Genomic DNA, 6,732 nt, shown 5'->3' with positions numbered 1-6,732 from the left:
GTATAGGTAAGATTGAGGCCCAGCATAAACATGCTTAGGTCGGTATTGCACATCTGGTTTACCAGGTCGCCCTTGAATTTTGCGTTAAATACCGCGTCATGCTCCTGCAGCAGGGCCGGGATAGCGGCCTGATACGCCGGTGTAACCAGGTTTTTCAGGCTATCCGGACTATAATAAGAATAGCTCCGCATATAGGTTTGACTTGGGGGTAAGGATACCAGGCTGAAAAAGCGCTTGGCCCAACGTCCGAAACGAAAGCCCTTTCCACCTACTTTAACTGGTAAAAGCGAGGCCGTAAACTTGCCCGCCGCCCGAACAAACCCCGGAAGTTTATTAAACTGCATAGACAAGAGGGTTGCTTTCTGCCGGCGATAGCCAAAAAATATCTCATCGGCCCCCATTCCTGATAACAGTACTTTCACTCCTTTATCGCGGGCGGCCTTACAGATGATATAAGTGTTGATAGCAGCGGGATCCCCGATTGGTTCATCGAGGGTGCGAACCATTTCAGGTAACATTTTAATAATATCCGGGGTAATTTCTATTACATGGTGATTAAACCCGAATTCGTCCGCCAGTTCCTGGGCATATTTTTCATCATCCGGCATTTTTTCCACCTTTTTGTCACGGCTCGTAGTGGAAATGGTGTAGGTAGACAAGGCAGGATTGGTTCTTTTAGCCAATACTGAAATCAGGGAGGAATCCAGTCCACCGCTCAAAAAACTGCTTACCGGTACATCTGCCACCATATGACGGGCAATAGAGGCTTCTACGGTTTGCTTTATATCGGCCACAATGGCTTCTTCCGATTGATAGGATGGATTGCTGCTGGGTTGGAGGTCGTAATACCGTACCAGTTCCATGCGCTGATCGGGATGATACAGCATATAATGGCCCGGGGGCAGCTTATAACAGTTCCTGAACATGGACTGGTTACCAGATACCCAGGAATAGTTAAGGGCGCTCACCAGCGATTTGGGTTCAATGTTTTTGTCAAAACCCGGCACTTTCACCAGGGTTTTAAGCTCCGAACTGAATGCAAGCCCTTTCCCAATCTGCGTATAGAACAGCGGTTTGATCCCAAAATGATCCCTGGCCAATACCAACTCTCTGGTTTGCTTATTGTAAATAGCGAAAGCAAACATGCCAATCAACTGATCCAGGCTGCTCAGCCCATATTGTACAAACATTTCAAGTGCCACTTCGGTATCACCGGTAGTAATAAATTCTACCTGCTTTTCTTTACGTAACTGGTCCTGTAATGCCTGATAGTTATAAATTTCGCCATTAAAAAGGATCGCATAATCACCTTTGTGAAAAGGTTGATTGGAACGTTCGCTCAGGTCAATGATCGACAATCGCTGATGAGCCAGTGCTATATAGTTATCGGACCAAACAGACTGATTGTCTGGCCCCCTATGTGCCTGAGATTGGTTAGCCATGGCAGCCAGCCCGGGGTTATCGGCAAATCCTGTAAATCCGGCAAATCCACACATTTTCTGCTTTTTAGGTGTTAGATAGATCCCAATAAATGGGTGTAATACGATTTGTAATAATCGTAAGAATTGGAAGAAGCCTGGTTCAACTGTGCTGTTTCATTCGTTAACAGTTCTATCAATGCCTTTTCAAATGCTTCCTGGTTTCGATTGGCAAACAAAATCGTTCCCTCCGGACGTTTTACCACATCAGAGGATAAAACAGGCTTATTAAGAAACAGCGCTTCGCGGATGGAAAGAGAATCGCCATCTGTATTCGTGGGCCGTACTACAACATCTGCCTGTTCCATAAGTTTTACAAACGAGAGTTCCTCATTGATGAGTGAAAACTCATTCTGCAATCCATCGGCTACTATTTGTTGCTGGTAGGCTTCATAAGCCGGACCAAACATATCAATGGTAGCAATATTGAAAATGAAATGAATGGGCACTCCTTTGTCTTTGATTTTTTTCACCGCAGCCAGGCACATATCTACTCCATATACGTCCTGGTTGTTAAACCGGTCAAGCCGCCATGCATTGGAAACAATTATTTTTTTACCCTGTGCCTTCTGAGTTGATAAAAGCTGTTGAACAGCAGCTGGCAACTCTTTTTCCTCCTGCATTACGGGGGGCAAAAATGCATACTGTACAAAGGTCTTTTTTGCAGGAAGGGTTACCCGTTCCAGCATTTCTGCATTTACACTGATAATGATATCACACCAACCAAAAAAACGTTCATCGATCCAGCGGTTCAATCCCGATTTTTCTTCCGGGTAGGCATGCAATGTCAGTACGATTTTTTTCCCCAGCAACTTCGCTGAAAGGATATGAAAAAAACGAAGGGCGTTTAGGCCAGAGTGAATAAACAGAAAATCAGACCAGGCAACTTTTTTCCAATAGCGAAGGAATTTCTTCTGTCGAATATTAAAATACGCAGCTTTTATATTCCTCGATTCATCTACCAGGTCAATCTCAAACTGATCGTCCAGCAGGTGTTTTAAGCGCCATAAATGAATGCTGACCCCTCCGGCTGGTGGAGGAACCGGCCCCACCAGAAGCATTTTTTTCTTTTTAGTCATGTGCAATGCTGCCCTCAGAAGATTTTATTTTTTCCGCAATCATCCTGGAAAAACGAAGCGATGCGGGTTCGTTCAGATGCCTGACATCATAAAAATTCTTAGGATCTCCGGAAAATGCCGGGTCCTGCGAATGATCCCAAAAAGGAATATGGTATTTTTTGGCAATTTCTTCCGCCAGCAGTACTGATTTGTCTCGAACCGGGAATGTATTAAAATAGGGGGAGCAAACCACGTACAAGTCTACTCCGGCTTTTTTGCAGCTTTGAATAAACTGCAGGTAGCTTTTTACCTGTACCGAATCAATTTCATAGTGCAGGTTGTTAGTATCGATCACAGCTTGCTGTGTAAGTTCCCGGTTAATGGGCGAATACCCTCTAATTACGGGGTCTTTTTTATTATAAAACTGGGTATTACCCAGGCCTATAGAAAGTAAGGTGGAATTAAACGGATACATCTGAAAGCATAGCTTTACCGGCTCAAATTGCCCTCTGAGGTCAACCGTAGCACGTATTTCCGGGTGGGTTTTATAAAACGGGAGCAATACCGAAAGCTTCTCGTAGTTGGGTGCATAATATTCGAATTCATGCGCCACAATATCCAGTAGTACGATTTTGGGGCGATGCCGTTTCAATACAGCCTGCGCCACTGCATTGCTGTATAAAATAAAATTCCCGTTTCTGCCTGCATTGTAAAACGAAAGGTCCAGGATTTCTTCAAAAGCCTGGGGGTGATAATGATTTCGGGCGCGGGAGGAGCCAAAGACCATTAATTCTTCCCGGCTTTTTTCCATTGCATAAATGGTTTCATAATCAGGGCCGGATTCCTGTTTAAAATAGAGTTTTCTTAACAGGGAGCCGGTTACAAAATCCACCACAAACAACACCAACAGAAATATTCCGAGCCGAAGCAGAAATTTTTTAAACCCCTTATTGGTAAGTAATTGAGTCAGCATGCAGATTAAAATTGAAAATAGATAAACTGGCTTCCGTCGAACACCCCGATCAAAAGAATCAGAGCAATTAAAACCATATAGGTTGCATACCTGATTACCGGGTTTTGATGTTCCAGTAAAGGCGAGGTATTTTTAAAATATTCATGTTTTATTTCTCTTCCCAACAAAAAGCCCAACCCGATCAAACCATAGAACATTTGGGTAAAATCAGTGAAGAGCGGCCCTTTCAGGGTAAATATTTTTTTTACAATCAGGAAGGCATCCTGCACAGAAGCTGCCCGGAAAAATATCCAGGAAAAGCAGATCAGGACAAACGTCATCAGGATATTTCCTGTTTTTTTTATCCAGGCAGGGAGCGGCACTTTATTATCCAGGTGCCGGTCAATATACCGGGTACGGATGAGCGCAAATACCAGGTAAAATCCATTCAAGGCACCCCAGATGATATAGGTCCAGTTGGCACCATGCCATAGACCACTGATAAGAAATGTAATAAACAGGTTAAAGTACCACCTGGGTATTGGCACCCTGTTACCGCCTAGCGATATATACAGATAATCTTTGAACCAGGTAGAAAGGGATATATGCCAGCGGCTCCAGAATTCCGAAATGCTCGCTGAAAGATAAGGGCGATTAAAGTTTTTCATCAAATCATAGCCCATAACCCGGGCTGCACCAATAGCGATATCGGAATAACCGGAGAAATCGCAATAGATCTGAAAGGCAAAAAACATGGTAGCTACTGCCAGCGTTAACCCGGTATGCTCTTCTGGGTTTCCATAAGCTGCATTTACATAAATAGCCAGTCGGTCAGCGATTACCAGTTTCTTAAAAAAGCCCCACAACATCAACCGCAGGCCGCTCACCACCCGGTCATAATCGAATCTATGTTCTGTTCTGAACTGAAAGAGAAGGTTTTGCGGGCGTTCAATGGGCCCGGCTACCAACTGGGGGTAAAACATTACATAGAGAGAATAGATCCCGAAATGCCGTTCTGCTTTCTGATGGCCGCGGTAAACCTCAATGGTATAACTCATTGCCTGAAAAGTATGGAAAGACAAACCGATGGGCAGCAATATGGACAGGTATGGAATAGGATTTTCCCAACCGGCTCCATGAAGGAGAAAAGTCAGGTTATCATTCAGAAAATTATAGTACTTGAATACCGCCAATACACCAATATTGGCAATCAGGCTTAGTACCAGAAAGCGTCGTTTCTTCTTCCCCTGGGCCTCTTCTATCCAGATTCCTGCAAAATAATCTATTACAATAGTGAAGAATAAGATCAGGATATAAACCGGCACAAAGGCCATATAAAAGTAGCAACTTGCTGCCAGCAATAAAAACCATCGGTACTTATGCGGTAATATAAAATACAGCGAAGTAACCAGGAAGAAGAAAATAACAAATTCGATAGAATTAAAAAGCATAGCTTATACCATTCGTTATAGTTTCATGAATTGCTTACCCTTTTCCAAGCGCTCCCATCATGGAGCCAATTTTTTTAAGGAGCTGATAGGTAACCGTATAGTAATTGGTACAGGCTACTACCTCTCCTCCGAACGAAGCCTTGAAATTATTAATACCGAGCAGCGCTTTGTCTTCAGTGTTCTGTGTATATCCCCCAAAATCATATACTTTATACCCCAGTTCTTTAAAGTGCAGCATATCATGGTAATGAAGCGCTTTATTAGCTTTTGCAATCAGGCTTTTATCAAATGCATCATCCGTTCTTTTGGATGCTGAGTGAAAGGCCCGTACTATTTTATAGGTATCGTCAATAAGGATACTGTGCGCCACCAGGATACGCCCCTCGTGTTTTGCATAGCTGAGTTTAAGAAATCCTTTCATCTCTTCTATTCTGCGAACGCTGGTGGTACCGATATTTACCGAACGGGCAAACTCATTAAAAAAATCAACAAACCCTTCCACATCATCGTGAAAAACACAGGTGACTCCGGCTTCTTCCGCCTGTCGTATCTGTTGCCGGTTAGATTTTACAAAACCGGCTAAGATGGTTTCCGGGTCAAGCGTCAGGTCATTTTCGATTGTATAGGTAGTATCTGTATAGCCTGGGGATACAGGTTTTTCTCTGTTTTTAACATGCAACCAGGCAGTGGGCATAATCTTATCCCAAAAGCCGGGTTGGCAGTGATACCAGTTTTCAGTAACGTTCAGAAATAAAAACTTTTTTTTAAAGCGGACCATTGAGCGTTTGTTTTACAGCGGTTCGGAATAAGGTTAATGGGGTGGAAAGAATCGTTGCCAATAGCCATTTATCTTGGCCAGGTTTTCGTAATAGCCGCCTTCATCATTTACAGAGTAGCGGGGTATTTCAAGCCTGGATACAGTAGCTACGTCAATTTGCCCCGGTTTGGTAGTAAAACCTAACCGGTATTTATTTTTTTCTGCGAGGGCCAGGGTTTGTTCATTATAATCACCATTCGGATAAGCCAGGCTGGTGGTGTTTTGCTGCAGCCATTCATCCAATGTTGCTTTTGCTGCTACCAGTTCGTGAAGTTGACGTGCTTCTCCACAATTTTTAAGAATCGGATGAGAAACCGTATGCGCGCCAATAGTTATATAGGGATGTTTTGCTACCTCACGGAGCTGAGCAAGCGTCATACAGGTTCGCTCCAAGGGAATATGCTGCTTCAGTACCTCCAGTTTGAGGTCAAATTCCTGAACAGGAAGGGTTTTAAATGCTTCAATCGTTGGCAGGCCGGTAAACTTCGTCTGTTCGGGTGCGCCGGCATAATCCCACCAGTAATTACCATCCGTTACCGGGTTAATAGGTACAAAAACAGTAACCGGCACCTTAAATTCTTCTATTACAGGAAGCAGATCAAGAAATTCTTTATTGCCATCATCAAAACTGATAAATGCAAGTTTCTGCGCAGGCTGTTTTTGTTGGCTAATCATTTCTTCGAGTTGCCCGATAGAAATAAACCGATAGCCCTTTTTATGCAGCCAGCTGATCATCTGCCTGAATAACTGAACGCTGGGGTTGTGAAAATATACGGATAGAATTTTATCGTCCTCCGGCCGTTTGACCAGGCGAATAGCCATCAATACGGCACCAATTATTTCTTTAACTGTACTCATACTGCAGGTACGGATCGTTTGTGCTTAACAAGTTGCTGATAAAAGGACTGTGTTCGTTCTGCCACTGAAGAAGCCATATAATTTTCTGTTGCCTTCTGTTTAGCCGCCTGCCCCATGC

Annotated in this window: 6 protein-coding genes; all 6 read right to left on the bottom strand. The window is 43.6% G+C overall.

The genetic code is table 11. The features are described 5' to 3' along the window. Positions 1-1,496, bottom strand: a 1,496-nt coding sequence (asnB, locus tag A1D16_RS19265; protein WP_290712558.1) for an asparagine synthase (glutamine-hydrolyzing), incomplete at its 3' end; no start/stop codon positions are given. Between the two features lie 17 nt (positions 1,497-1,513). Continuing rightward, positions 1,514-2,557: a glycosyltransferase family 4 protein gene (locus A1D16_RS19260; protein WP_290712556.1), complete on the bottom strand. Its 1,044-nt coding sequence runs from the start codon at positions 2,555-2,557 to the stop codon at positions 1,514-1,516. Then, positions 2,550-3,509, bottom strand: coding sequence for a hypothetical protein (locus A1D16_RS19255; RefSeq protein ID WP_290712554.1), 960 nt, complete (start codon positions 3,507-3,509; stop codon positions 2,550-2,552). Before A1D16_RS19255 ends, A1D16_RS19260 begins: the two co-directional genes overlap by 8 nt. A gap of 5 nt (positions 3,510-3,514) precedes the next feature. Then, the gene (locus A1D16_RS19250; RefSeq protein ID WP_290712552.1) at positions 3,515-4,939 is read right to left on the bottom strand and encodes an MBOAT family O-acyltransferase; all 1,425 of its coding nucleotides are present in this window, start codon (positions 4,937-4,939) and stop codon (positions 3,515-3,517) included. Between the two features lie 34 nt (positions 4,940-4,973). Further along, the gene (locus A1D16_RS19245) at positions 4,974-5,717 is read right to left on the bottom strand and encodes a hypothetical protein (protein ID WP_290712550.1); all 744 of its coding nucleotides are present in this window, start codon (positions 5,715-5,717) and stop codon (positions 4,974-4,976) included. A gap of 33 nt (positions 5,718-5,750) precedes the next feature. Continuing rightward, a complete protein-coding gene (locus A1D16_RS19240; RefSeq protein WP_290712548.1) occupies positions 5,751-6,614 on the bottom strand; it encodes a polysaccharide deacetylase family protein in 864 nt (287 codons plus the stop codon). Positions 6,615-6,732 lie beyond the last annotated feature (118 nt).

Origin of the sequence: Flavihumibacter sp. CACIAM 22H1, from assembly GCF_001601815.1 — a bacterium.
Lineage (GTDB): Bacteria > Bacteroidota > Bacteroidia > Chitinophagales > Chitinophagaceae > Flavihumibacter.
This window is presented reverse-complemented; position numbering and strand designations above follow the sequence as displayed.